Origin of the sequence: Bradyrhizobium sp. Cp5.3 (assembly GCF_000426265.1) — a bacterium.
In the GTDB taxonomy this organism is placed as follows: domain Bacteria; phylum Pseudomonadota; class Alphaproteobacteria; order Rhizobiales; family Xanthobacteraceae; genus Bradyrhizobium; species Bradyrhizobium neotropicale.
The window spans coordinates 338,592-362,512 of record NZ_AUFA01000002.1; the positions used below are offsets into that span (position 1 = coordinate 338,592).

23 protein-coding genes are annotated in these 23,921 nt (G+C 64.5%); 11 read left to right on the forward strand and 12 right to left on the reverse strand.

The genetic code is table 11. The features are described 5' to 3' along the window. Nucleotide 1: 1 nt before the first annotated feature. A complete protein-coding gene (locus K289_RS0104565) occupies nucleotides 2-847 on the reverse strand; it encodes a hypothetical protein (protein WP_027550406.1) in 846 nt (281 codons plus the stop codon). A 66-nt stretch (nucleotides 848-913) separates the two neighbouring features. After that, the gene (locus K289_RS0104570) at nucleotides 914-1,411 is read right to left on the reverse strand and encodes a hypothetical protein (RefSeq protein WP_027550407.1); all 498 of its coding nucleotides are present in this window, start codon (nucleotides 1,409-1,411) and stop codon (nucleotides 914-916) included. Between the two features lie 456 nt (nucleotides 1,412-1,867). Here K289_RS0104570 and K289_RS0104575 point away from each other — a divergent pair, with 456 nt between their 5' ends. The 6 genes from K289_RS0104575 to K289_RS0104600 all read left to right on the forward strand — a co-directional run bounded on the left by K289_RS0104575 (nucleotide 1,868) and on the right by K289_RS0104600 (nucleotide 8,017). Further along, on the forward strand, nucleotides 1,868-2,104 hold the full coding sequence (locus tag K289_RS0104575) for a hypothetical protein (protein ID WP_027550408.1): 237 nt from the start codon (nucleotides 1,868-1,870) through the stop codon (nucleotides 2,102-2,104). A 191-nt stretch (nucleotides 2,105-2,295) separates the two neighbouring features. Next, nucleotides 2,296-3,180 (forward strand): squalene synthase HpnC, encoded by an 885-nt coding sequence (gene hpnC, locus K289_RS0104580; protein WP_027550409.1) that lies wholly within the window; start codon nucleotides 2,296-2,298, stop codon nucleotides 3,178-3,180. After that, nucleotides 3,170-4,009, forward strand: coding sequence for a presqualene diphosphate synthase HpnD (gene hpnD / locus K289_RS0104585; protein WP_027550410.1), 840 nt, complete (start codon nucleotides 3,170-3,172; stop codon nucleotides 4,007-4,009). Before hpnC ends, hpnD begins: the two co-directional genes overlap by 11 nt. Next, on the forward strand, nucleotides 4,009-5,265 hold the full coding sequence (gene hpnE, locus K289_RS0104590) for a hydroxysqualene dehydroxylase HpnE (RefSeq protein ID WP_027550411.1): 1,257 nt from the start codon (nucleotides 4,009-4,011) through the stop codon (nucleotides 5,263-5,265). The genes hpnD and hpnE overlap by 1 nt, the downstream gene beginning before the upstream one ends. A gap of 53 nt (nucleotides 5,266-5,318) precedes the next feature. Beyond that, on the forward strand, nucleotides 5,319-7,271 hold the full coding sequence (gene shc / locus K289_RS0104595; RefSeq protein WP_027550412.1) for a squalene--hopene cyclase: 1,953 nt from the start codon (nucleotides 5,319-5,321) through the stop codon (nucleotides 7,269-7,271). After that, nucleotides 7,268-8,017 (forward strand): phosphorylase, encoded by a 750-nt coding sequence (locus tag K289_RS0104600; RefSeq protein WP_027550413.1) that lies wholly within the window; start codon nucleotides 7,268-7,270, stop codon nucleotides 8,015-8,017. The genes shc and K289_RS0104600 overlap by 4 nt, the downstream gene beginning before the upstream one ends. 93 nt (nucleotides 8,018-8,110) lie before the next feature. Here K289_RS0104600 and hpnH read toward each other — a convergent pair whose 3' ends face one another. Both hpnH and ispH read right to left on the reverse strand, forming a co-directional pair. Next, the gene (gene hpnH, locus K289_RS0104605) at nucleotides 8,111-9,271 is read right to left on the reverse strand and encodes an adenosyl-hopene transferase HpnH (RefSeq protein ID WP_027550414.1); all 1,161 of its coding nucleotides are present in this window, start codon (nucleotides 9,269-9,271) and stop codon (nucleotides 8,111-8,113) included. Between the two features lie 35 nt (nucleotides 9,272-9,306). Then, nucleotides 9,307-10,233 carry a 4-hydroxy-3-methylbut-2-enyl diphosphate reductase gene (gene ispH / locus K289_RS0104610; RefSeq protein WP_027550415.1) on the reverse strand — a complete coding sequence of 309 codons (927 nt, stop codon included), beginning with the start codon at nucleotides 10,231-10,233 and terminating at the stop codon, nucleotides 9,307-9,309. Nucleotides 10,234-10,700: 467 nt separating this feature from the next. On the opposite strand from ispH, the gene K289_RS0104615 reads away from it, so the two are divergent. Next, on the forward strand, nucleotides 10,701-13,289 hold the full coding sequence (locus tag K289_RS0104615; protein ID WP_027550416.1) for an MMPL family transporter: 2,589 nt from the start codon (nucleotides 10,701-10,703) through the stop codon (nucleotides 13,287-13,289). Here the strand turns inward: K289_RS0104615 and K289_RS0104620 are convergent. Beyond that, on the reverse strand, nucleotides 13,257-13,883 hold the full coding sequence (locus K289_RS0104620; protein ID WP_027550417.1) for a DUF2147 domain-containing protein: 627 nt from the start codon (nucleotides 13,881-13,883) through the stop codon (nucleotides 13,257-13,259). The genes K289_RS0104615 and K289_RS0104620 overlap by 33 nt on opposite strands. Nucleotides 13,884-14,024: 141 nt before the next feature. On the opposite strand from K289_RS0104620, the gene hpnO reads away from it, so the two are divergent. Further along, entirely contained in the window at nucleotides 14,025-15,416 is a 1,392-nt protein-coding gene (hpnO, locus tag K289_RS0104625; protein ID WP_027550418.1) for an aminobacteriohopanetriol synthase HpnO, read from the forward strand. 115 nt (nucleotides 15,417-15,531) lie between these two features. Then, nucleotides 15,532-15,936: a GFA family protein gene (locus tag K289_RS0104630; protein ID WP_027550419.1), complete on the forward strand. Its 405-nt coding sequence runs from the start codon at nucleotides 15,532-15,534 to the stop codon at nucleotides 15,934-15,936. 24 nt (nucleotides 15,937-15,960) lie between these two features. On the opposite strand, the gene K289_RS0104635 is transcribed toward K289_RS0104630, so the two are convergent. The 5 genes from K289_RS0104635 to K289_RS52975 all read right to left on the reverse strand — a co-directional run bounded on the left by K289_RS0104635 (nucleotide 15,961) and on the right by K289_RS52975 (nucleotide 19,373). Next, nucleotides 15,961-16,728: an anti-sigma factor gene (locus K289_RS0104635; protein WP_027550420.1), complete on the reverse strand. Its 768-nt coding sequence runs from the start codon at nucleotides 16,726-16,728 to the stop codon at nucleotides 15,961-15,963. Then, nucleotides 16,725-17,273: a sigma-70 family RNA polymerase sigma factor gene (locus K289_RS0104640; protein WP_027550421.1), complete on the reverse strand. Its 549-nt coding sequence runs from the start codon at nucleotides 17,271-17,273 to the stop codon at nucleotides 16,725-16,727. The genes K289_RS0104635 and K289_RS0104640 overlap by 4 nt, the downstream gene beginning before the upstream one ends. A 127-nt stretch (nucleotides 17,274-17,400) precedes the next feature. Beyond that, complete coding sequence (locus K289_RS0104645) at nucleotides 17,401-17,724, reverse strand: cupredoxin family copper-binding protein (RefSeq protein WP_027550422.1); 324 nt, start codon at nucleotides 17,722-17,724, stop codon at nucleotides 17,401-17,403. Between the two features lie 13 nt (nucleotides 17,725-17,737). Beyond that, nucleotides 17,738-18,676, reverse strand: a complete 939-nt coding sequence (locus tag K289_RS0104650) for a metallophosphoesterase (RefSeq protein WP_027550423.1) — start codon at nucleotides 18,674-18,676, stop codon at nucleotides 17,738-17,740. Nucleotides 18,677-18,785: 109 nt separating this feature from the next. Next, nucleotides 18,786-19,373 (reverse strand): LysR family transcriptional regulator, encoded by a 588-nt coding sequence (locus K289_RS52975; protein WP_051310487.1) that lies wholly within the window; start codon nucleotides 19,371-19,373, stop codon nucleotides 18,786-18,788. 132 nt (nucleotides 19,374-19,505) lie between these two features. On the opposite strand from K289_RS52975, the gene K289_RS43885 reads away from it, so the two are divergent. After that, nucleotides 19,506-19,982 (forward strand): L-2-amino-thiazoline-4-carboxylic acid hydrolase, encoded by a 477-nt coding sequence (locus K289_RS43885; protein WP_035683812.1) that lies wholly within the window; start codon nucleotides 19,506-19,508, stop codon nucleotides 19,980-19,982. 2 nt (nucleotides 19,983-19,984) lie between these two features. On the opposite strand, the gene K289_RS0104665 is transcribed toward K289_RS43885, so the two are convergent. After that, a complete protein-coding gene (locus tag K289_RS0104665) occupies nucleotides 19,985-20,878 on the reverse strand; it encodes an alpha/beta fold hydrolase (protein ID WP_027550424.1) in 894 nt (297 codons plus the stop codon). Between the two features lie 44 nt (nucleotides 20,879-20,922). After that, nucleotides 20,923-22,542 (reverse strand): GMC family oxidoreductase, encoded by a 1,620-nt coding sequence (locus K289_RS0104670; RefSeq protein WP_027550425.1) that lies wholly within the window; start codon nucleotides 22,540-22,542, stop codon nucleotides 20,923-20,925. Between the two features lie 183 nt (nucleotides 22,543-22,725). On the opposite strand from K289_RS0104670, the gene K289_RS0104675 reads away from it, so the two are divergent. Continuing rightward, a complete protein-coding gene (locus K289_RS0104675) occupies nucleotides 22,726-23,898 on the forward strand; it encodes a M20 aminoacylase family protein (RefSeq protein WP_027550426.1) in 1,173 nt (390 codons plus the stop codon). Nucleotides 23,899-23,921 lie beyond the last annotated feature (23 nt).

Consider the following 23,921-nt stretch of genomic DNA (forward strand, 5'->3'; position numbering starts at 1 on the left):
CTCACGCCTCGATCCGGATCGCGCCGTACGGGTTGAACTTGAAATCGTCCTCCGCGTAGTCCGACTTCCGCGAAACTTCGAGCTTGCGTGCGCTAAGCGTCGCGTCGATGCCGCGTTCGGCCATCTCGTCGGCGATCTCGTCCATCAGCCTGGCCGCGTCCCGATCGCTGCCCCTTTGCCGCGCGATATAGATCTCCGGTAATCCCACGAGATGACAGCCAACGGTCTCGTAGTAGGTCTCGCCGCCCAGCGGACGCTTGGCGAAGGCGAGGCGGCAGGTCCGGCCCATGGCTGCTGTGACGGCGAGACCCTCGTACGTTTTTGCCGCGGCCTTGCACTCAGTGGCCAGTTGCAGCCACCGTTTCAGACCGTGGGCAACGCCCGCGCTTTCGCCTTTCACGGCGGTCGCGCCGGCCTCGATCATCTCCTCGACGATGCGCAGGGCCGCCGCCGAATAGGCGACCGTCTTCTGCTGGTCCATCGGCGGGCTCAGCACGTAGAGCACCGAGCGGTGATTGATCACTGCCGCTTCGTCGGCGGGAGACCAGGCGTTGGGGATGACGCGATCCCAGCAGACGCCAAACGACCGCTCCATGTGCGGATCGGGTTTGCCTTGCGAATAAGTGCGGTCGATCTCGAAGCCGAAATCCGCGATCGTTTTGGCGACAGCCTTCGGCGGATGCAGCAGGCCTTCGTCCCTGCCGAGAAAGCAAAGCACGTGACGCGGCTTGACGGATGATGCCTGCATGTCCGCTCCCCGTGGGACCGACGGTGGATCATTTGCCGAGGCGCGATGGGTTGCCAAGAGCCCAATCCCCAAGAGCAGGCTTCTGCGAAGCTGGTCCATGTCAGCAAAAAGCCCCCGGCTTGCGAGAACCGGGGGCCATGATCTTTTCCGATCGGGAAGGAGCCCTTAGCTCTTCACCATCGTGATGTTGACGCCGCGGATCTCGCCCTTCGAACTGATCTGCACGGTCTGCTTGCTGCCGTTGGTGCGCAGCGAGAGATTGGCGGCAAAGCCGTTGGCCTCGACGAACACGTCGATCTGGCCGCCGCCAGCGGTGCCCTGGAGGTTGCCGAAGATGTTGCGGCTGGCCTCGCTCCAGTTGCCGGAGATGCGGTCGCCCTGGCTCGTCACGTCGCTGGTGAGGTCGAACTTGTAGCTGTCGCTGGCGCAGTGGAGGCTCTGCTTCAGGTTGAGGCCGCTGCCCGCGACCTTGTAGTCCGCCTTGCAGCGGATGCGCTCGGTGGAGCCGTCGGAGAGGGACACCGTGCCGGTGCCCGACCACGCGCCGTCGAAACCGGCGAACGGTCCGGACGACTGAGCATGGCTTGCCGAGACCGAGAAGAGCAGCGCAGCCCCAATGCCGGCCGCCTTGATTGCCTGTCCAGATCGCCCAAAGAATTTCATGTTGAATATCCCGTTTTGGAATGACGTTCGCTTAGGAAAGAACGTCTCGCCGCATCGAAAGTTTAGTGTTCCAAGCCTGTATCAGGTTCAAACCCTAGCCGGCTGAGATGTCGGGATCGCGAAGCGGTCGTGCCTCCGTCCGTTCATAATTCCACGTGTTTCTGCATGTTTCTGGCGTGGAACCCGGGACGAACAGATGCATGTCTGCAACAGGTTGACGCCAAAACGCGGCGCGCGCGAATTATGACGTAGTATCAATCCCTTACATCTGCCAAGGAAGGCAACAGGAAGGCGTGATTTGGTGGGCGTGGCGCCAATTTGGCCGCATTTGCCAGCGCTTGTGCTTTCCCGGATGCCGCGCTTCCGCGGCAACTTGCCATCAGAACAATCCGTTCCGGTCGCCCGCCTGTGCGGTCCGGCATCGGTGCGATTCTGCCGTCAGAATGAAGGAATACAATGCGTAAGCTCCTCGTCGCTCTCACCCTGCTGTCGGCATCCCTTTCGACGGCGGCGTTCGCCCAGCAACAAGGGCGTGGCACGGACGCCGAGCAGAAGGCCTGCACGCGCGATGTGCAGAAGTTCTGCCGCCCGGTCATCGACCAGGGCGATTTCACCATCCTGGCCTGTCTGAAGGAGAACCGGGCCAAGATCTCGCAGGCCTGCGACCAGGTTCTGAAGAACCACAACCAGTAAGCTCGGCCGCTGGCCCACAAAAGGCGGATCCTGGGCCGCCTTTGTGGGCCGGATCCGGAAGGGCAGCCATCGAGAGACAGGATTGGTTTTGCGGCCGTATTCCCCTATATGGGGGCCGCGGCGGCATCGCCGCCGTGAGCCCGCGCGGGCGAAAAAACCTTCCTGTCCCAACGATTGTTAACCAGCCCTCGATGACCTCTGCGAGCGAATTGCGATCCGGCAAGGGTGACCGCGACGAGAATTTTCCCGTCGCGTCCTGGATCATTCATCCGCGTCATCGTGCCCTGATCCTGGCGTTCTACAACTTCGTCCGCACCGCCGACGACATCGCCGACCACGCGACGCTGCCTGCCGACGAGAAGCTCGCTTATCTCGACCTGCTCGAGGGCGAGCTGCTCGGCAAGGGCGACACCCAGGCCGAAGCCGTCATCTTGCGGCGTGCGCTCGCCGAGCGCGACATGGCGCCGCGCCATGCCCTCGACGTGCTGATTGCCTTCCGTATGGACGTGACCAAGCTGCGCTACGAGACCTGGGACGAGGTCATCCATTATTGCCGCTATTCGGCGATGCCGGTCGGCCGCTTCATGCTCGACGTGCATGGTGAGAGCACCTCGACCTGGGCCGCATCGGATGCGCTCTGCGCCGGTCTCCAGATCAACAACCATCTTCAGGATTGCGGCAAGGATTTTCGCGAGCTCAATCGCGTCTATCTGCCGCGCGACGCGCTGGCCGCAAGCGGCGCCTCCGTCGAGCAGCTCGGGCTCGCGCAATCGCCGCCGGCGATGCTGCAATGTCTCCAGGCACTCGCTGCGCGCAACGAAGGGCTTCTCGACGAGAGCAAGTCGTTGAGCGCGGAGGTCAGGGATTTCCGCCTCGGCGTCGACATCGCGGTGATCCAGGCCTACGCCGACCGCATCGTGCGTCTGCTCAAGGTGCGCGATCCCCTGCGCGAGCGCGTGCATCTGAACAAGTTCGAACTCCTCACCTTCAGCCTTGCCGGCATGATCGGTGAAGCCGGCCGCCGCGCGATCGGGCGCAAGGCCATTTCCAGACCGGGGACTGCGCATGACGCTTGAGGCGACCTCGCCCGGCGCCAGTTATGGCTCGACCGCATCCGGCAGCTCCTTCTATGCCGCGATGCGCATCCTGCCGCATGACCAGCGCGAGGCCATGTTCCAGATCTACAGCTTCTGCCGTCAGGTCGACGACATCGCCGATTCCGACGGCCCGCGCGAGGAGCGGCTTGCCGCGCTCCAAGAGTGGCGCAACGACATCGATGCGCTCTATCAGGGCCATCCGCCGGCGCGGCTGAAGGACTATGTCGCGTCGGTGAAGACGTTCGGGCTGAAGCGCGAGGATTTCCTCGCCATCGTCGACGGCATGGAAATGGACGTGCCGCAGGATATCCGTGCGCCCGACATGGCGACGCTCGATCTCTACTGCGATCGCGTCGCGAGCGCCGTTGGCCGGCTGTCGGTGCGGGTGTTCGGCCTGCCGGAAGAGGACGGCATCCAGCTCGCCTATCACCTCGGCCGCGCGCTCCAGCTCACCAACATCCTGCGCGACATCGACGAGGACGCAGGGCTCGGACGGCTCTATCTGCCGCGCGAAGGCCTGCTGCATGCCGGCATCACCTCCAACGATCCGAACCGCGTGATCGCCGAGCGCGCGCTGCCGAAGGTCTGCCTGCCGCTGGCGCAGCGCGCGAAAGTGCATTTCGAAAAGTCGGACGAGATCATGAACCGCAACAGGCGCCGCGCGGTGCGCGCGCCGCGGATCATGTCGAAATACTATCATTCCATTCTGGACCTCCTGATCGCGCGCGGCTTCAACGCGCCGCGCCAGACGGTGCGTGTGTCGAAGGTCGCACGCATCTTGATCCTGCTCCGCTACGCTTTCATCTGATGCAAAACACAGCTCACATCATCGGCGCTGGAATTTCCGGCCTCTCCGCCGCCGTGCGGCTCGCCAATGCCGGCTTCAAGGTCGCCGTGCACGAGGCGACACACCAGGCCGGCGGCCGCTGCCGTTCCTATTTCGACGGCGCCACCAACCTCACGATCGACAACGGCAACCATCTGATGCTGTCGGGCAATGGCCATGCACAGGCCTATGCGCGCTCGATCGGCTCGGAGGCGGGACTGGTCGGGCCGGAGCGCGCGCAGTTTCCCTTCGTCGATCTCGCGACCGGCCAGCGCTGGCAGCTCGATCTCGGTGACGGCAGGCTGCCGACCTGGGTGTTCGACGAGAGCCGGCGCGTCCCCGACACCGGGCTCACGGACTATCTGAAGCTGGCGCCGCTGATCTGGGCGTCGGAGGAGACGCTGGTCGGCAAGTCCATTCCTTGCGAGGGCATCCTCTATCAGCGCCTGGTGCAGCCGCTGCTGCTCGCAGCGCTCAACGTGGATCCGCCCGAAGGTTCGGCCGGCCTTGCCGGTGCGATCGTCCGCGAGACGCTGCTCGCCGGCGGGCAGGCTTGCCGTCCGCTGATCGCGCGTGATGGTCTGAGCGCGGTGCTGATCGAGCCCGCCGTGAAATTCCTGACCGAGCGTGGCCACTCCGTTCAGCTCGGCCATGAGCTGCGCTCGTTCGAGACCAAGGACGGCAAGGTCATTGCGCTGAATTTCGGCGGCGAGGACGTGATCAAGGTCGCCGACGGCGATGCCATCGTGATGGCGGTGCCGCCGCGCGCTGCCGCAAGCCTGCTGCCGGGCCTCAAGACCCCGACCGAATTCCGCGCCATCGTGAATGCGCATTTCCGTTTCGAGCCGCCGCCGGGCGCAGCACCCATCCTGGGCGTGATCGGCGGTGTCGTGGAGTGGCTGTTCGCCTTTCCCAATCGACTCTCGGTCACCATCAGCAATGGCGACCGGTTGGTCGACATGCCGCGCGAGGAACTGGCGCAGGCGATCTGGAACGACGTCTGCAAGGCGGGCGGCGTGTCCGGCGAATTACCGCCCTGGCAGATCGTGCGTGAGCGCCGCGCCACATTTGCGGCAACGCCGGCGCAGAACGCCCTGCGTCCGGGGCCGGTCACCGCACTGAAAAACCTGTTTCTTGCGGGCGATTGGACTGCTACGGGATTGCCTGCAACCATCGAGGGATCGGTCCGGTCCGGTGATCGCGCCGCCGATCTGGTCCTGGCCGCACAGCGGTCCTGACGGCATTCGCCCCGTCAAAATTATCCCAGCAACTATCGGAGAAATCGAGCGAGATGGATTCCGTGAACGCGACCAACCGCGAAGTCCTGGAATCGAGCATTGCGTCTGCAACGCAAGGCGTCCTCGGCTTCCAGCAATCCGACGGCCACTGGGTGTTCGAGCTTGAGGCCGACTGCACGATTCCGGCCGAGTACATCCTGTTGCGGCATCACCTCGCCGAGCCGGTCGATACCGTGCTCGAAGCCAAGATCGGCAATTATCTGCGCCGCGTGCAGGGAGCCCATGGCGGCTGGCCGCTGGTGCATGACGGCGAGTTCGACATGAGCGCCAGCGTGAAGGCCTATTTCGCGCTCAAGATGATCGGCGACCCCATCGACGCGCCGCACATGGTGCGTGCGCGCCAGGCGATCCTCTCGCGCGGCGGCGCCATCAACAGCAACGTCTTCACCCGCTTCACGCTCGCGATGTTCGGCGTCGTGACGTGGCGCGCGGTGCCGGTGCTGCCGGTCGAGATCGTGCTGCTGCCGTTCTGGTCGCCGTTCCACCTCAACAAGATCTCCTACTGGGCGCGCACGACCATGGTGCCGCTGATGGTGCTCGCCGCGCTGAAGCCGCGCGCAAGGAATCCGAAGGGCGTCGGCATCGACGAGCTGTTCCTCCAGGACCCGCGCTCGATCGGCATGACCGCAAAGGCGCCGCACCAGAGCATGGCCTGGTTCGTGCTGTTCCGCGCACTCGATCACATCCTGCGCGTGGTCGAGCCGATGTTTCCGAAGAGCCTGCGCAAGCGCGCGATCGATGCGGCGCTCGCCTTCACCGAGGAGCGGCTCAACGGCGAGGACGGCATGGGCGCGATCTATCCGCCCATGGCCAACATCGTGATGATGTACGACGCGCTCGGCAAGGACGAGAACTTCCCGCCGCGCGCCACGACGCGCCGCGGCCTCGACAAGCTGCTCGTCTTCAAGGACGACGAGGCCTATTGCCAGCCCTGCGTCTCGCCGGTGTGGGACACCACGCTGGCTGCTCACGCGCTGCTCGAAGCCGGTGGCCCGCAAGCCGTGCCTGCGGCCAAGCAGGGCCTCGACTGGCTGATCCCCAAGCAGGTCCTGGACGTGAAGGGCGACTGGGCCGCGAAGCGGCCCGAGGCGCGACCGGGCGGCTGGGCCTTCCAGTACAACAACGCCCATTATCCCGATCTCGACGATACCGCCGTCGTGGTGATGTCGATGGACCGCATGCGCCGCGAGCACGGCACGGCCGGCTATGATGCCGCGATCGACCGTGGCCGGGAGTGGATCGAGGGGATGCAGAGCGACGATGGCGGCTGGGCTGCCTTCGACGTGAACAACCTCGAGTACTATCTGAACAACATCCCGTTCTCCGACCACGGCGCGCTGCTCGACCCGCCGACCGAGGACGTCACCGCCCGCTGCATCTCGATGCTCGCCCAGCTCGGGGAGACCGAGAAGACCAGCAAGCACGTGGCCGGCGGCGTTGCCTATCTCCGCCGCACCCAGCACCCCGAGGGGTCCTGGTACGGCCGCTGGGGCATGAATTTCATCTATGGAACCTGGTCGGTGCTGTGCGCCCTGAACATGGCCGGCGTCAGCCACAACGACCCGATGATTCGCAAAGCGGCCGACTGGCTGGCGTCGATCCAGAACGATGACGGCGGCTGGGGTGAAGACGCGGTCAGCTACCGGCTCGATTACAAGGGCTGGGAACCCGCGCCGTCGACCGCCTCGCAGACGGCATGGGCCTTGCTTGCCCTCATGGCGGCCGGTGAGGTCGATCATCCGGCCGTTGCCCGCGGGGTGGAGTACCTGATTGCAACACAGAACGAAAAAGGACTGTGGGACGAGCAGCGGTATACCGCCACAGGCTTCCCCCGCGTGTTCTATCTACGGTATCATGGTTACCCGAAGTTCTTTCCGCTGTGGGCGCTGGCGCGGTATCGGAACTTGCGGAACACCAACAGCAGGGTGGTAGGGGTCGGGATGTGACTTTGGGGACGGGGGACGAGATTACCGTGGGTAATGCCATAGACCCGCGGCCGATACTGATTGTGACTGGACTGGTCCAGGAGGCCCGCATCGCGGCCGGGCCAGGAATGGCTGTCATCTGCTCGTCCAGCAGCCCGACTCAATTGCGGGCGCTTCTGACGGTGGTCGATCCGGAATCGATTCGCGGCGTGATCTCCTTCGGCGTGGCCGGCGGGCTCGATCCGTCGCTGCGCTCCGGCGACGTGGTGGTAGCGACCGAGGTGCTTTCTGGCGATGCCCGCTGGGGTGCGGGGCTGTCACTCAGCGACGACCTGATCGACCGCCTGACCTCCGGACGCCGCCGCGTGGTGCGCGGCAGCCTCGCCGGCGCCGAGGAAGTGGTCACGGGCAAGTCCTGCAAGAAAGCGCTGCACCTGGAGACCGGGGCTGCGGCGGTGGACATGGAGAGCCACATCGCTGCCGCCTACGCCGCCGAGGCCGGGCTTCCCTTTGCCGCGGTCCGGGTCATCAGCGATCCGGCCCATCGCGCGCTGCCGGCGATCGCCCGCGCCGCGATCAAGCCGAACGGCCAGATCGACGTGGCTGCCGTGCTGCGTGGGATCGTTCGCAACCCGGGAACCCTGCATGCGCTGGTCTCGACCGGCCTCGATTTCAACCGCGCGCTGCGCTCCTTGCGCGGCTGCCGGGACTTCCTGATCGGCAGCGAGGGGCTCGAGGGCGAAGGCCTGGTTCCCGAGACTGTCTGAGCGGTTTCATCTGGGCAAACGAAAAATCTGAGCAAACGAAAAGGCCCGGTCGCGATCGCGACCGGGCCTTTCTTGTTTCTGGCGCACGACCGCTTAAGCGGCGGTCGATGCCTTCTGGGCGGCCTTCTGCTCGGCGGCGAGCGCCTCGTCGCGGCGGATCTCCGAGAGCTTCTTCTGGACCTGCTCGGAGAAGATGTACTGGGCCGGACGCTGCTTGGACATGTCGATCTCCGGCGCCATGGGACCTGCGGTCTTGATGCCGCGCAGCGATACCCACATCGCCTTCAGCGGGTTGTTGAGCGCAGCGGTCGCCGCGGTCGGCTCGTAGCCACAATGTGCCATGCAGTCGGCGCACTTCTCGTACTTGCCGGTGCCGTAGGAATCCCAGTCGGTGGTCTCCATCAGCTCCTTGAAGGTCTTCGCATAGCCTTCGCCGAGTAGGTAGCAGGGCTTCTGCCAGCCGAAGATGTTGCGCGCGGGCATGCCCCACGGCGTGCACTCGTATTCCTGGTTGCCGGCGAGGAAGTCGAGGAACAGGCCGGAATGCATGAAGTTCCACTTCTTGCCCTTGCCCATCGCGAAGACGTCGCGGAACAGCTTCTTGGTCTTGGTGCGGTTGAGGAAGTGCTCCTGGTCCGGCGCGCGCTCATAGGCGTAGCCCGGAGACATCGACACGCCGACGCCGAGCTCGACGGTGAGGTCGAGGAATTTCGCGATCTCCTCGGCCGGATGACCGTCGAAAATCGTGGCGTTGACGTTGACGGTGAAGCCGCGTGCCTTGGCCGCCTTGATCGCGGACACGGCGCGGTCGAACACGCCCTTCTGCGACACCGCCTTGTCGTGGTGGTCGCGCAAGCCGTCGAGATGCACCGAGAAGAACAGGTAGGGGGAGGGCTCGAACAGGTCGAGCTTCTTCTCGAGCAGCAGCGCGTTGGTGCAGAGCGAGACGAACTTCTTGCGCGCGACGAGGCCGCGCACGATCTCGCCGATCTCCTTGTGGATCAGCGGTTCGCCGCCGGGAATGGCGACCATCGGCGCGCCGCACTCGTCGGCCGCGTCCCAGCACTCCTGCGCCGTCATGCGGCGGTTCAGGATCGCGTCGGGATAGTCGATCTTGCCGCAGCCGACGCAGGCGAGGTTGCAGCGAAACAGCGGCTCCAGCATCAACACGAGCGGATAGCGCTTGCGGCCAAGCAGTTTCTGCTTGAGCAAATAGCCGCCGATACGCATTTCCTTGAAGAAGGGTATAGCCATTACGGGTTTCTTTCTGGGCTTGGAATTCGGGTAGGTCAGCTTGCAGCCAGTTCGGCCGGAAGCCGAAATTCGATGTTTTCCTCGCGGCCGGGCAGCACGGAGACCGTCATCGGTCCGATCCGCCGCAGCGCTTCGATCACGTCATCCACGAGCACCTCGGGCGCCGAAGCACCGGCCGTGATGCCCACGCTCCTCGCACCTTTCAACCATTCCGGATTGAGCTCGCGGCCATCGGCGATCAGATAACTCGCGACGCCGGCCTCAGCGCCGATTTCGCGGAGCCGGTTCGAGTTCGAGCTGTTGGCAGCGCCCACCACCAAAATCACGTCGACCAGCTTGCTCAAGTCCCTTACCGCAGATTGGCGGTTCTGTGTCGCATAGCAGATATCCCGGATATCCGGGCCTTGAATATCTGTAAATCGGGCCTGGAGGGCCGCGATGATGTCCTTGGTGTCGTCGACCGACAGCGTCGTCTGGGTGATGTAGGCCACTGGCGTATCCGCCGGCAGCGTCAGGGCATTAACCTCTTCAACGCTTTGTACGAGCAGCACCGGGCCTGGCACCTGGCCCATGGTGCCCTCGACCTCGGGATGGCCGGCATGGCCAATCAGGACCAAGGTGCGGCCCTTGGCGATGTAGCGCTTCCCCTGATTGTGAACTTTCGTGACCAGGGGGCAGGTGGCATTGAGCACGGGAAGATCGCGTGCGGCGGCCTCTTCCTCGACGCTGCGGGCCACGCCATGGGCGCTGAAGACGGTCACCGCCTTGGGTGGAACCTCGGACAGTTCCTCGACGAAGATCGCGCCCTTGTTCTTCAGGCTTTCGACGACGTACTTATTGTGCACGATCTCATGGCGCACGTAGACGGGCGGTCCGTATTTCTGCAGGGCCCGTTCCACGATCTCGATTGCACGCACCACGCCTGCGCAAAAGCCGCGTGGTTGCGCTAGAAAAACTTCCATCGGACGTCCATCACGCAAATTGCACCAATCCGCTCAATTGTCCCCGGCGGCACCCCGATCCCTAACCAAGGAGCTGCAATATCCGCACCACTGGTTTCGCGCACGCGCGGTAACTGCCCACCCGTCCGGGTTCCGCAAGCGCATGGAAGCGCAGCACTTTGTGTCAAAAAATCGGCCGCGAGGAAAGGCGGAATGCGCCGCAGTTCCACCTCGGATGGGTTTGCCGGTATTATAGTAAACTCAAGGAAGGGCCAAGGGGTAGCGGCATTTGTGCCCGCCCCCTTCGTCACTTTCCCGCCTCAACTCGCTGGCTAAACCGCCGTCCCGCATGATTTTGCCATGGTCTCCCGTCGTTTACTTCGAACCTTCTCGCGACGAGAACCACTCAAAACAGCAATAGGTTTCGCCCGGGAACTCCGATAAACAGCGGGCGTTTTCGGCAAGCTGTTACACCAGAAAGAAAAGATGTGCTGCAGAGCGTAGTCGTTGCCGTCGTCAGGGCCTGTACCCGGTTTGCCTCCCTCGTTGTCGTCCTCGGGCTCCTCTTGGCGGTCGCGGCGAGCTATTACGCTGCGCGTCATTTCGCCATCAACACCGACATCAATTCGCTGATTTCGCAAAAGCTCGATTGGCGGCAGCGTGATCAGCAGTTCGACCGCGCCTTCGATCGCGACGCGACGATTCTCGCGGTCGTCGAGGCGAAGACGCCGGAGATGGTGACCGCTGCGGCGGACGCGCTCTATGCCAAGCTGAAGGACGACAAGACCAACTTCCAGTCGATGCAGCAGCTCGGCACCGGTGAGTTCTTCGAGAGAAACGGCCTCCTGTTCCTTCCGACCGAAGAGGTCGCCAAGGCCACCGGCCAGTTCGAGTCCGCGGCTCCCCTGATCGAGATCATGGCGGGCGACCCGTCGATCCGCGGCCTGACCGGCGCGCTCGAGACCGGGCTTGCCGGCGTGAAGCGGGGGCAGGTGAAGCTCGACAGCACCGAGCGGCCGTTCAACCTGATCGCGCAGACCGTCGAGACCGTGCTCAACAAGGGCAACGCCAGCTTCTCCTGGCGTGAGCTCGTCAGCGACGAGCCGCTGTCGGATTCGGACAAGCGTGCCTTCATCGAGTTCAAGCCGATCCTCGACTACAACGCGCTCGAGCCCGGCAAGGACGCCACCGACGCGATCCGGAAGGCGGCGGCAGACCTCGATTTTCCGACCAAGTATCAGGCGCGGGTGCGGCTGACCGGCCCGGTCCCGATCGCCAACGAGGAATACGCCACTGTCCAGGAAGGTGCCGTCGTGAACGGCATCGGCACCGTGGTCGTGGTGTTGCTGATCCTGTGGCTCGCGTTGCGTTCCGCGAAGATCATCTTCGCAGTGTTCGTCAATCTCTTCGTCGGCCTTGCGGTCACGACCGCCGCCGGCCTGATGATGGTCGGCTCGCTCAACCTGCTATCGATTGCGTTCGCGGTGCTGTTCGTCGGCCTGGGCGTCGATTTCGGCATCCAGTACAGCGTCCGCTACCGCTCGGAGCGCTACAAGGTCAACGATCTCTCGAACGCGCTGGTGCTGGCCGCGAAGCGTTCGGCGGTGCCGCTGTCGCTTGCGGCGATGGCGACCGCCGCCGGCTTCCTCTGCTTCATGCCGACCGACTACAAGGGCATCTCCGAGCTCGGCCAGATCGCCGGTGTCGGCATGCTGGTGGCGTTTGTTTCCAGCATCACGATCCTGCCGGCGCTCTTGAAGCTTCTGAACCCGCCCGGCGAGATGGAGCCGGTCGGCTATGCCTTCCTGGCGCCGCTCGATCATTTCCTGGAGAAGCACCGCGTGGTGATCGTGGGCGGCACGATGCTGCTCGCGCTTGGCGGCCTGCCGCTGCTCTATTTCATGCGGTTCGACTTCAATCCGATGAACCTGCGCAATCCGAATGCCGAATCGATCGCGACCTTCCTCGACCTGCGCAAGGATCCGAACACCGGAGCCAATGCCATCAACGTGATGACCACGTCCGAGGAGCAGGCGAGGGAGGTCGAGGCCAGGCTGGAGAAGGTGCCGGAGGTGCTGCGGGTGATGTCGCTCGACAGCTTCGTGCCGCAGGACCAGCAGCCGAAGCTGAAGCTGATCGCGCAGGGCGCCAAGGTGCTGAACCCCGCGCTCAACCCGGATCAGATCGACGCGGCGCCGTCGGACCAGGAGAACGTCGAGTCGCTGAAATCCTCGGTCGACAATCTGCGCAGGACCGCCGGCGACGCCAAGGGCCCGGGCGCAGTCGCCTCACGGCGGCTCGCGGACGCGCTCCAGAAGCTCGCCAGTGCGGATGAAGCCACCCGCAACAAGGCGCAGGACGTCTTCGTCACGCCGATGAAGATCGTGTTCGACCAGCTCAGGAACGCGATGCAGGCCGAACCCGTGACCCTGAAGTCGTTGCCTCCCGATCTCGTCAATGCCTGGAAGAGCAAGGACGGCATCATCCGCGTCGAGGCGCTGCCCAAGGGCGATCCCAACGACAACGACACGCTGCGCCGCTTCGCGGCGGCCGTGCTCGCGGCCGAGCCGACCGCGATCGGCGGACCGGTCTCGATCCTGAAATCCGGCGATACCGTGGTGAGGGCGTTCATCCACGCCGGCATCTACGCGCTGCTGGTGATCAGCCTGTTGCTGTGGATCACGCTGCGCCGGTTCGTCGACGTGTTGATGACGCTGGTGCCGCTGCTGGTTGCCGGCGCCGTGACGCTCGAGATCTGCGTGTTGATCGGTCTGCCGCTCAACTTCGCCAATATCGTCGCGTTCCCGTTGCTGCTCGGCGTCGGTGTGGCCTTCAAGATCTACTATGTCGTGGCCTGGCGCTCCGGCAGAACGAATCTGCTGCAGACCAGCCTGACGCGCGCGATCTTCTTCAGCGCGCTGACGACTGCGACCGCGTTCGGCAGCCTGTGGCTGTCGAGCCATCCCGGCACGTCCAGCATGGGCAAGCTGCTGGCGCTGTCGCTGGTGACGACGCTGGCCGCAGTGCTGCTGTTTCAGCCGGCCCTAATGGGTAAACCCCGCAATCTCAGGGAGTAGGCAGATGTCGCCGACGGGGTCGGCGGCACCCTTCTGACCGGGCTTGGCCGCGCCGGCGCTCTTTGCTGCGCCGGGCGCAGGCGCTGCGGCACCCGCCGTTCCCGCGGCTTTGGGCGCCGCGCCGGTGGTTTTCGGCGCGCCCTTGGCCATGGCGTTGGCGGGGCTGGCGGGAATCGGCGGGCCGACTCGCGTCCAGGTCTCTCCGCCGCACAGGAAGCCCAGCACGCAGCCCTTGATCTCAAGCTGATCGGAGCCGACCGGAGTGATGGTCGCGCTGTAGAGCTGACCGTCCTTGGCGTTATAGACCTGGCCTTCCCACTGGTCGGCGCCGGACTTCTTCTTCATGTCGATCAGGGTCGGCATGCCCAACGTGGGCCTGTTCTTTTTTGAGACATCCGGGTTATTCTCGTCGTGGCCACCGGGCTGCTTTTCCCAGGACACCGCGCCCCACATGCTGCCATTGCATTGCGCGACACGGATGTTGGCGACGCCGTCGGCGACCCGCCAGTCGCCGGTCGGATCGGCGGCGAGCGCGGGAGTCAGGTAGGTGTAACCACCAGCCAGTAATATTCCGGTGTAAATGGCCAAACGCATGATATTCCCTCGGCAGTGCAACATGGTCTAAAGCTGTGCTTGCGAAGATGGTCCGAAAAAGGGCAAAAGGCCGCACAGATCGTATTCAGTTGCGACCCGTTTTCTGTTGACGAAGCGGCCCTCAATCGAAGTATGTAGCGGATGCACACTCCAAATCCAGACATGTCCCAGCTTTTCGCGGACCGTCAGGCCCAGCGCAGCACCCTGCATAATAGGTACCTGAACGAGCAGTTCGTTCGGGTTCTCAAGACCATTGGCTACGATGTCGGCTTCCAGAAGGGGCAGGGACAGTATCTCTACGATCGGGACGGCGCTCGCTATCTCGACCTTCTGTCCGGATTCGGCGTGTTCGCAATCGGCCGCAATCACCCGGTGATGCGGGAGGCGCTCAAGAGCGTGCTCGATGCCGACCTGCCCAATCTCGTCCAATTCGACGTCTCAACGCTCGCCGGCGTCCTCGCCGAGCGGCTTTTGAAATACGTTCCCTATCTCGACAAGGCGTTTTTCGCCAATTCCGGTGCGGAATGCGTCGAGGCGGCGATCAAGTTCGCGCGCGGCGCCACCGGCCGCCCGGGCATCGTCTATTGCGCCCACGGCTATCACGGCCTGACCTATGGTGCGCTGTCGCTGACTGGCGATCCGAACTTCCGCAGCGGCTTCGAGCCGCTGCTGCCGGGCTGCACCTCGGTTCCGTTCAATGATCTCGCCGCACTGGAAAAGGCGCTGTCATCTCGCGAAGTCGCGGCCTTCGTCGTCGAGCCGATCCAGGGCAAGGGCGTCAACATGCCCTCGGACGAGTTCCTTCCGGGTGCCGCCGCGCTCTGCAAGAAATACGGCACGCTGTTCGTCGCCGACGAGATCCAGACCGGCATGGGCCGCACCGGCCGCTTCCTCGCGGTCGAGCACTGGAACGTCGAGCCCGACATGGTGCTGTTGTCGAAGTCGCTCTCCGGCGGCCACGTGCCGGTCGGCGCCGTGCTGACGCGCAAGAACATCTTCGACAAGATCTTCAACCAGATGGACCGTGCGGTCGTGCACGGCTCGACCTTCTCCAAGAACGATCTCGCCATGGCCGCGGGCATCGCCACGCTGGACGTGATGGAATCGGAGAAGCTGATCGAGGCCGCCGCCAAGCGCGGCGCCGAGCTTCGCCTCGCGCTGACGCGTATGGTGCCCGGCTACGAGCTGATGAAAGAGGTGCGCGGCAAGGGCCTGATGATCGGCGTCGAGTTCGGTCCGCCGAAATCGTTGCGTCTGCGCGCCTCCTGGAACGTGCTGGAGGCTGCCAACAAGGGCCTGTTCTGCCAGCTCATCACCGTGCCGCTGTTCAAGGATCACAAGATCCTGACCCAGGTCGCAGGTCACGGCAGCCACACCATCAAGCTGCTGCCGCCGCTCACCATCACCGAAGAAGACTGCAACTGGATCGAGCGCGCCTTCGACGACGTCATCGCTGGCAGCCACAAGGTCCCCGGCGCGATCTGGTCGCTCGGCAAGACCCTGGTGGACAACGCGGTGCGGCGGTCGGCGTAGGCGAGCGCCGCTGCCTGGTGCCGCGACGTGCGACCTGCTGAAGCAGTCTGCTTACGGAACCTTCGAAGCGCCACTTACTTTCCCTGCATTGACGTGACCGGGAGAGGAGTGGGCGATGGGTGTTACTGGCGGCTGTCATTGCGGTGCGATCCGCTATGAGGTGAACGGCGACATGATGGTGCACGCGCTCTGTCATTGCGCGGATTGCCGTCGCCATTCCGGCGCACCGATGGTTGGTTGGGCAATGTATCCGCTCGAAGCGGTCAGAGTGGTGTGCGGCCAACCGAAGATCTATCAATCGTCCGAGCATGGACGGCGCCACTTCTGCGCCGATTGCGGCACGGGACTCTTCTACATCAACGAAAACCTGATGCCCGGCATCATCGACATCCAGAGCGGCACCTATGATGACCCCGATGCCGTTCCAGCCATGATGCACACCCAGGTCGCCGAGCGGATTCGCTGGATGGAGCGGGCCCACGAACTGCCGATCTTCGAACGATTTCCTCCGCTCGAATGACGGCGTTGCGCGGGCGCCGCACAACTAACCCTCCACATTCGCCTTCATTGCCGTCTCGAACTTGTCGACGAATTCGGCGAGCTCGTCGGCGCCGATGTCGCTGACGGCCCAGAAGTTCAGGCCGCGATTGCCCCAGCGGCGGCAGTTGAAGCCCTGCATGGTCTCGGTCTTCGGCGCGCGATACTCGGTGTTCGAGGTCTGCGACACGAACAAATTGATGACGTGCTGTCGGCGCCGGTAGACCACCGCGCCGATCGCGCGGGCATCGATATAGTCGAGCCGGCCGCCGACGAGCGTGAAGCCCTGTGCGGTGAGATCGATCACGGGCGGGGCGACATCGAGCTTGCCGTTGAACCACGGCTTGACCGTGTGCTGGTCGGTCGAGATCACGTCGATGAGGTGGCCGGCCTGGAGCGAGCGCAGATGCGCGGAGACGACCTCCGAGAGGACGCGCTGCTGGTCGTCCTGGCGCAGCACCACGGCAACGACGCCACTGGCGGCGAGCGCGGAGACCGCCGAGCCCATCGCGAAGCCGCGCAGCACGGAGCGGCGGCTCAGGGACTGGCGCTGCGGCTGCGGCAACGACGCCTCGATGCGCGCGCGCAGGCGGTCCGGGGCGGTGTAGCGCAGGTTCGCGTCGGAGAGCACACGCTTCATGTCGCGCTGTGCCGCAAGTTCGGCGGCGCAGGCCGGGCAGCCCGCGATATGCGCCTCGACCTCGCGCGCATGGCCGGCGTCGAGCTCGTTGTCGAGCAGCGCGTGAAGCAGGATCTTTGCTTCGTCGCAGGTCATCTCGAATGCTCCTCTTCCGCCATCCAGGCCGCGCGCAGCATGGCGCGGGCCCGCGCGAGGCGGGACATCACGGTGCCGACGGGGGCGCCGACGGCCTCGGCGATTTCACGATAGGACAGGTTGTTGATCTCCCGCAGCACGAAGGTTTCCTTGAACGGTTCGGCGAGCGCGTCGATCAGCTTGCGGATCGCGCCGGCGTCGCGGCTGCGCAGCACTTCCGTCTCCGGGCTCGCCTCGGTCTCTTGCCACATCGGCGTCTGCTCGGCGGCGCCGGGTGTATCCTCGATCGCGGCATGCGAATGCGCGCGCCTTGCATATTCTGCGTTGCAGACGTTGCGCAGGATCGCGAACAGCCATGGCTTCATCGCCGGCCCGCGATAGCTGTCAAAATGCTTCAGCGCGCGCAGATAGCACTCCTGCACCGCATCCTCGGCGTCGGAGGCGTCGCGCAGCAGATAGCGCGCGAGCGTGTAGACGTCGTCGAGATAGGGCAGCGCCGCCTCGCGGAAGCGCTGTGCCTTCTGCAAATCGTCGGTGCCGGGCATCGCCTCTCGCTTTGCCTCTTGCTTCGCGTGTTGCTTCGTTTCGTCCCTGGACCCGATCGAAGAGGTATGAGCCCGGCCGGCGTGGGACCACCGGCCGGGCAAGACGTTGATGCCTTGGTTCGAGATGTTACTCAACCTTGATCATCCCCGTCATGTGCGGGTGCAGCGAACAAAAATATTTGTAGTCGCCCGCATTCGTGAAGGTGAACGAGAACTTGTCGTCGGTGTCCAGGGTCTTGGACCTGAACTTGCCCGCCGACACCACGGTGTGGGGGATATCGTCCCGGTTGGTCCAGGTCACGGTCGACCCGACCGTGATCTTGAGCTCGGCCGGCTGAAAGACGAAGTTGTCGATATGCACCTCCATGTCGTCGGCGCGGGCGTTTGTGGCAGGCAGCAGGATGGCCGCAGCCACGGCGACACCGAAGTCGCGGCGATTGAGCGTCTTCATTGTCGGCTTCCGTTCAGCCCTGCAGCGGCGTGTCGATGATCGCGAGGCGCTGGTCGCCTTGCTTGAAGTTGATGCTGGCAACGCCGAGCATGGAGCGGAGCCTTGCGTCCTCGACCTTCATCGGTCCGGGCGAGGAGGCGGCCCCCGGCGCCGGCTGCGGGAAGGCGGTCGAGCGCGCGGTGTGGAAGGTGACGTTGCCCTCGACCTTCTGCATCACCTGGTGGATGTGGCCGTTGAGCACGGTGACGGAGCCGAAGCCTTTCACGAGCTCCAGGGCGCGGCCGCCGTCTTCGGTACCCCAGCCCCATTCCGGATAGACGGTCCAGAGCGGGATGTGCGCGAACAGAACGACGGGCGTCGATTTCGATTTGCCGCGGAGATCGTCAGCGAGCCAGGCGAGCTGCTCGGCGCCGAGATTGCCGAGCCCGCCGGCCTTAAGGTCGACGACGTTGACGAGGCCGATGAAGTGCACGCCGCCGGCGTCGAAGGAGTACCAGCCCTGGCCCTTGGTGCCGCGACCATAACGGTCGCGATAGAACTTCACCTCCTCGTCGAGAAAGTCATGCTCGCCGGGCACGTAGTGCACATCCAGCTTGGTCTGCGAGATGATGCGCTCGGCATTGTCGAACTCGGCGGCCTTGGACAGATGGGTGATGTCGCCGGTGTGGATCATGAAGGAGGGCTTTTCCGGCATTGCGTTGATCTTGTTGACGGCTTCCTCCAGCGTGCCGAGTGCGTTGGGATTGGCCGGCTTGTCGAAGCCGACATGGCTGTCGCTGATCTGCAGGAAGGTCATGCCGGGCGCCGTCGCGGCCTCTGCGGAATCGATGATGCCGAGCGAGCGCGGCACGCCGCCGGTGATGGTCCAGAGCACCCCGGTGCCGGCCCACGTCATGCATTCAAGGACCTTGCGGCGGCTGACGCCGTCTTCCCCGTGATCGTGTCCGCTCATCGCACGTCTCCTCTCGCCCGGAATTGGGCTTCGGGGAGATGATTGGGGGAGGGGTGGCCTTATTCCCGGACGCGATGACGATTTCGTGAACGGCGGGCGGCTCGGGGCTTTAGGCGCGCGTAAGAAGCCTGAGGAGCGCCCGGATCTCACGGCATCCGGCCAGTCCCGGCAGCGTCACGAGCGTGGCAGGCAGAGCGGCGCCGGACGGGACCGGCAATGCGATCCGGTCGGCATGCAGGCCCGGCGGCGATTGCGGGGATGTTCGCAGCAAGACGTCGAGCTTTCCGTCGATCAGCTTGCTCAAGTCATCTGTGGTGGTGAGCTTGGTACGGGGCCATTCCCCGCCTCGTCGCAAGCGCTCGATCGCGGGATGGCGTCGCCCCGACAGGGGGCGTGAGATGCCCACGCGCAGGAGCCTTCCTTTGAGGGTGGGCGCGACGTGCTCCGTCGCGTCGGAGATTGCTCGAAAGGCGTTGCTGATCAGCGGCAGATAGCTTTCGCCCTTGGCGGTGAGCAGCAGACCGCGAGGGAGGCGTCGAAACAGCTGCACGCCGAGGCTCGCTTCAAGGCTCTTGACCTGCTGGCTGACGGCTCCTGGTGTGACGCAGAGCTCGTCGGATGCCCGCTTGAAGCTCAGGTGACGCGCCGATGCTTCGAACGCGCGCAGACTGTTCAGGGGAGGAAGCCGATAGCTCATCGAGAACGCCCTTTGCTCTGGGGAGTGCCAATCTTCATGGCTTAGAAAATCTAAGTCAACACGTCAGAAGATCTGGTTTGTTCCGTTGGCGGCGGCGTGAAACAACCGGTCGACCCCATGAGGTGCCCAACAATGGTTGATACGAACGAAGTTGCGATCAGTCACCTGCAGCGCCGGAAGATCGAAGGGCGCGTGCTGATCCCATTCATCCAGGTGTTGCGCGACCGGTTCGGTCAAGGCGCGATGCGCGAAGTCGTTGACGAAACGATACGCAGGCTCGCGGCCGAGGAGGGCGCAAGATGGGCGGCGACCTACGGAAAGACCACCGCATCGCTGCGAACCGTGGCACAAGAACTCTGGGCGGGCGGCGGCGGCATGGATGTCGAGGTGGTCGGAGAGTCCGACGATCATCTCGATTTCAACGTCACGCGCTGTCAATACGCTGCGTTCTACCAGGAGCTGGGTCTCGCTGATCTCGGCGTTCGCGTTCACTGCAATCGTGACCACGCCATGGTGGCCGGTTTCAACAACGAGCTCGAACTGTCCCGAAGCCAGACGATCATGGAGGGCGGAGCCTGCTGCGATTTCAGGTTTCGCAAGCGGCCGTAGAGCTACGCCGAAAATTCCCGCACGGCCTCTGCCACAAGGCCAGGCGCTTCCTGCGCAACACAGTGGCCGATACTGGCGAAGGCGTGCGTGCTGACGCGCGGAACGAGCGACACGGCGCGTGAGGCCATCTCCTTGTAGATCGCGCCCGACTTCTCGGCGGTCGTCACCCGCACGGGGCAATCGATCTCAGCGAGCCCCGCGAACGGGTTGCCGCGGACATCGCCGGTGTAGATCTGGTCCATCGCCTCGAAGATCGGCCGGAGGATCGCCTGCTCGATCTCGGGCGTGCAGCAGAGCCGTACTCGGCCATTCTCCAGCGGCGCGAAGCCGTGCCTCACATAGGCCCAGAGCGAAGCCTCGGTCCAATCCGCGAAGGCCGGCGCGGCGCGGTAGCGCTTGAAGACGGCCTCAAGACTGTCGAACTCGGCCTGGCGCCGCAACACGCCTTGCACGCTGGCGGTGGCCCATTCGCTCAATCCGGCCGATGCATCGCGCACCTTGCGCGGATCCATCACGGTCGGCTCCATCACGAACAGGCGCGTGAAGCGGCCACGCCGAAGTTTCGCCGCGAGCAGCAGATCCGTCGCGCCGGCGCTGTGGCCGATCCCGTAGATCCCGTGCAGATCGAGCGCCTCGATCACGCGGCAGACGTCGTCGGCGTAATCGAGGAAATGATAGGCGCCGGGCTTGTGGCTCGCGCCATGGCCGCGGCGGTCGAGTGCATAGACGGTGTAGCTTGACGCCAGCTCGCGTGCGACCTCGTCCCAGACGTCGGCGACGAAACCGGTGCCGTGGAGCAGAAGCGCGGGCGGCTTGCGCTGCTCTCCCTCGCTCCATCGCACAAGCGCAATCTCCGCGCCGGCGGGTCCGATCGAATGACGATGCTGATTGATCATGGGCATGAGGTGAGCGGTGATGCGTCGTAGCTCGGATTATGCATTCACTTCGCGTCTTGCAAAATCATCATGGCGCCTTTCTCGGCGATCATCGCGGTCGGCGTGTTGGTATTGCCTGACGTGATCGTAGGCATGATCGAGGCGTCGACCACGCGCAAGCCGCTGAGGCCGTAGAAGCGCAGGCGCTCGTCGACCACGGCCATCGGATCGCTCGCCGCACCCATCTTCGCGGTGCCGACGGGATGGAAGATGGTGGTGCCGATGTCGCCGGCGGCCTTCGCGAGCGAGGCGTCGTCATCGCCGACAGAGGGCCCTGGCAGATACTCGCTCGGGTGATATCTGGCGAGCGCCTTCTGCCGCATCAGGCGGCGCGTGGTGCGGATCGCGTCGGCAGCAACCTGGCGGTCGTCGTCGGTCGACAGGTAATTCGGCGCGATGATCGGCTTCTCGTCGGGTGTCGCGGCGCGCAGCCGCACGGTGCCGCGCGAGGTCGGCTGCAGATTGCAGGCGCTGACCGTGATTGCTGGGAAGCGGTGCAGGGGATCGCCGAACTTGTCGAGCGACAGCGGCTGCACATGGAACTGGATGTTGGCGCGCGCGCGCGTCGCATCGGAGCGCGTGAAGATGCCTAGCTGCGACGGCGCCATGGTCAGCGGCCCGCGGCGGCGGAAGGCGTAGTCGAGCCCCATCAGCCCGCGGCGGAATAAATTGTAATAGGTCTCGTTCAGGGTGCGCACGCCCTCGACCTTGTAGATTGCGCGCTGCTGGAGGTGGTCCTGCAAGTTGCGGCCGACACCGGGCTTGTCCATCACGATGTCGATGCCGAGCGGCGAGAGCCAGTCGGCGGGCCCGATGCCGGAGCGATGCAGCACCTGGACCGAGCCGATCGCCCCTGCCGAGAGGACCACCTCGCGCTTCGCACGCGCCTCGATGGCCTCGCCATTCTGGATGAAGCGCACGCCGACCACGCGGCCCTGTTCGATGATCAGGCGGTTCACGAGCACGTGCTTCTCGAGCCGTAAATTGTGGCGGTTCAGCGCCGGCTTGAGGAAGCCGCGCGCCGACGACCAGCGCCGGCCGCGCTTCTGGTTGACGTGGAAATAGCTCGTGCCTTCGTTGTCGCCGGTGTTGAAATCCGGGATGCGCTTGATCCCCATCTCTTCGGCGGCGTCGCCCACGGCATCCAGAACTGCCCATGACAGCCGCGGCGCCTCGATGCGCCAGCCACCGCCCGCTCCGTGATGCTCGCTCGCGCCGAGAAAGTGGTCCTCCAGCCGCTTGAACAGCGGCAGCACGTCATCATAGCCCCAGCCGGTCATGCCGAGCTGGCGCCAATGGTCGTAGTCGGCAGCCTGTCCGCGCATCGAGATCATGGCGTTGATGGCCGAACATCCGCCGATGACCTTGCCGCGGGGATAGGCCAGCGAACGGCCGTTGAGGCCCGGCTCGGCTTCGGTCTTGAACATCCAGTCCGAGCGCGGATTGCCGATCGCGAAGAGATAGCCGACCGGAATGTGGAACCAGATCCAGTTGTCGTCACCGCCGGCTTCCAGGATCAGCACGCGGTTGTTCGGATCGGCCGAGAGCCGGTTGGCGATGATACAGCCGGCCGTGCCCGCCCCGACGACGATGTAGTCAAACTCACCTTCGAGCCGTCTTGGCATTCTGCTTCCACCCGGATGGTCACTTGGCTTGACGTCCTAATAGTCGGACGAGGAGGACCGGGACAAGCCCGGCCATGACGATAGGGCAGGGCAACCCCGGTCCCAAGGAGTTAGGCGGACCGCCGCTTGCATGGTAGACACTCCTGTATTCCCAATTCCCAATTTGAGAGCTTGAGATCCTCCATGCCCATCGTGAACCGTGTCGCTGACCTCCAGCCGGACATCCAGGCCTGGCGGCGGGACATCCACCAGCACCCCGAGCTGCTGTACGACGTCCACCGCACTGCCGCATTCGTCGCGGACCGGCTGCGCGAGTTCGGCTGCGATGAGGTCGTGACCGGTCTCGGCCAGACCGGCGTGGTGGGGGTGATCAAGGGCAAGAAGCCGGCCGGTGAAGGCCTCAAGGCGATCGGCCTGCGCGCCGACATGGACGCGCTGCCGGTCGAGGAACAGACCAATCTGCCCTACGCCTCCAAGACCCCCGGCAAGATGCATGCCTGTGGCCATGACGGCCACACTGCGATGCTGCTCGGCGCTGCGCGCTACCTCGCCGAGACCCGCAATTTCGCCGGCGACGCGGTCGTGATCTTCCAGCCGGCCGAGGAGGGCGGTGCCGGCGGCGCGGCCATGGTCAAGGACGGGCTGATGGAGCGGTTCGGCATCGAGCAGGTCTACGGCATGCACAATGGGCCGGGCATCCCAATCGGCTCGTTCGCGATCCGGCCGGGCCCGATCATGGCGGCGACCGACGAGGTCGACATCAAGATCGAGGGCCTCGGCGGCCATGCCGCGCGCCCGCACAAATGCGTCGATTCCGTTCTGGTCGGCGCCCAGCTGATCACGGCGTTGCAGTCGATCGTCGCGCGCAGCGTCGATCCGCTGGAATCTGCCGTGATCTCGATCTGCGAGTTCCACGCCGGTAACGCCCGCAACGTCATTCCGCAGACCGCGGAGCTGCGGGGCACCATCCGCACGCTCACGCCGGAGGTGCGCAAGCTCGTCGAGAAACGCGTGCGCGAGGTGGTGGCGGGCGTGGCGCAGATCACGGGTGCGAAGATCGATCTGCACTACAAGCGCAATTATCCCGTGGTGAACAATCATGCGGCGCAGACCGAGGTGGCGACGCGCATCGCAAAGCAGGTCGCGGGTGAAGCCAACGTGCTCGAGATGCCGCCGCTGATGGGCGGCGAGGATTTTGCCTATATGCTGGAAGCGCGTCCCGGCGCCTTCATCTTCTGCGGCAACGGCGACAGTGCCGGCCTGCATCACCCCGCCTACAATTTCAACGACGAGGCGATCGTCTACGGCACGTCGTACTGGATCAAGCTGGTCGAGGAGTCGCTCGCGGCGGCGTGAGCCTCAATACCGAAGCGGAAATG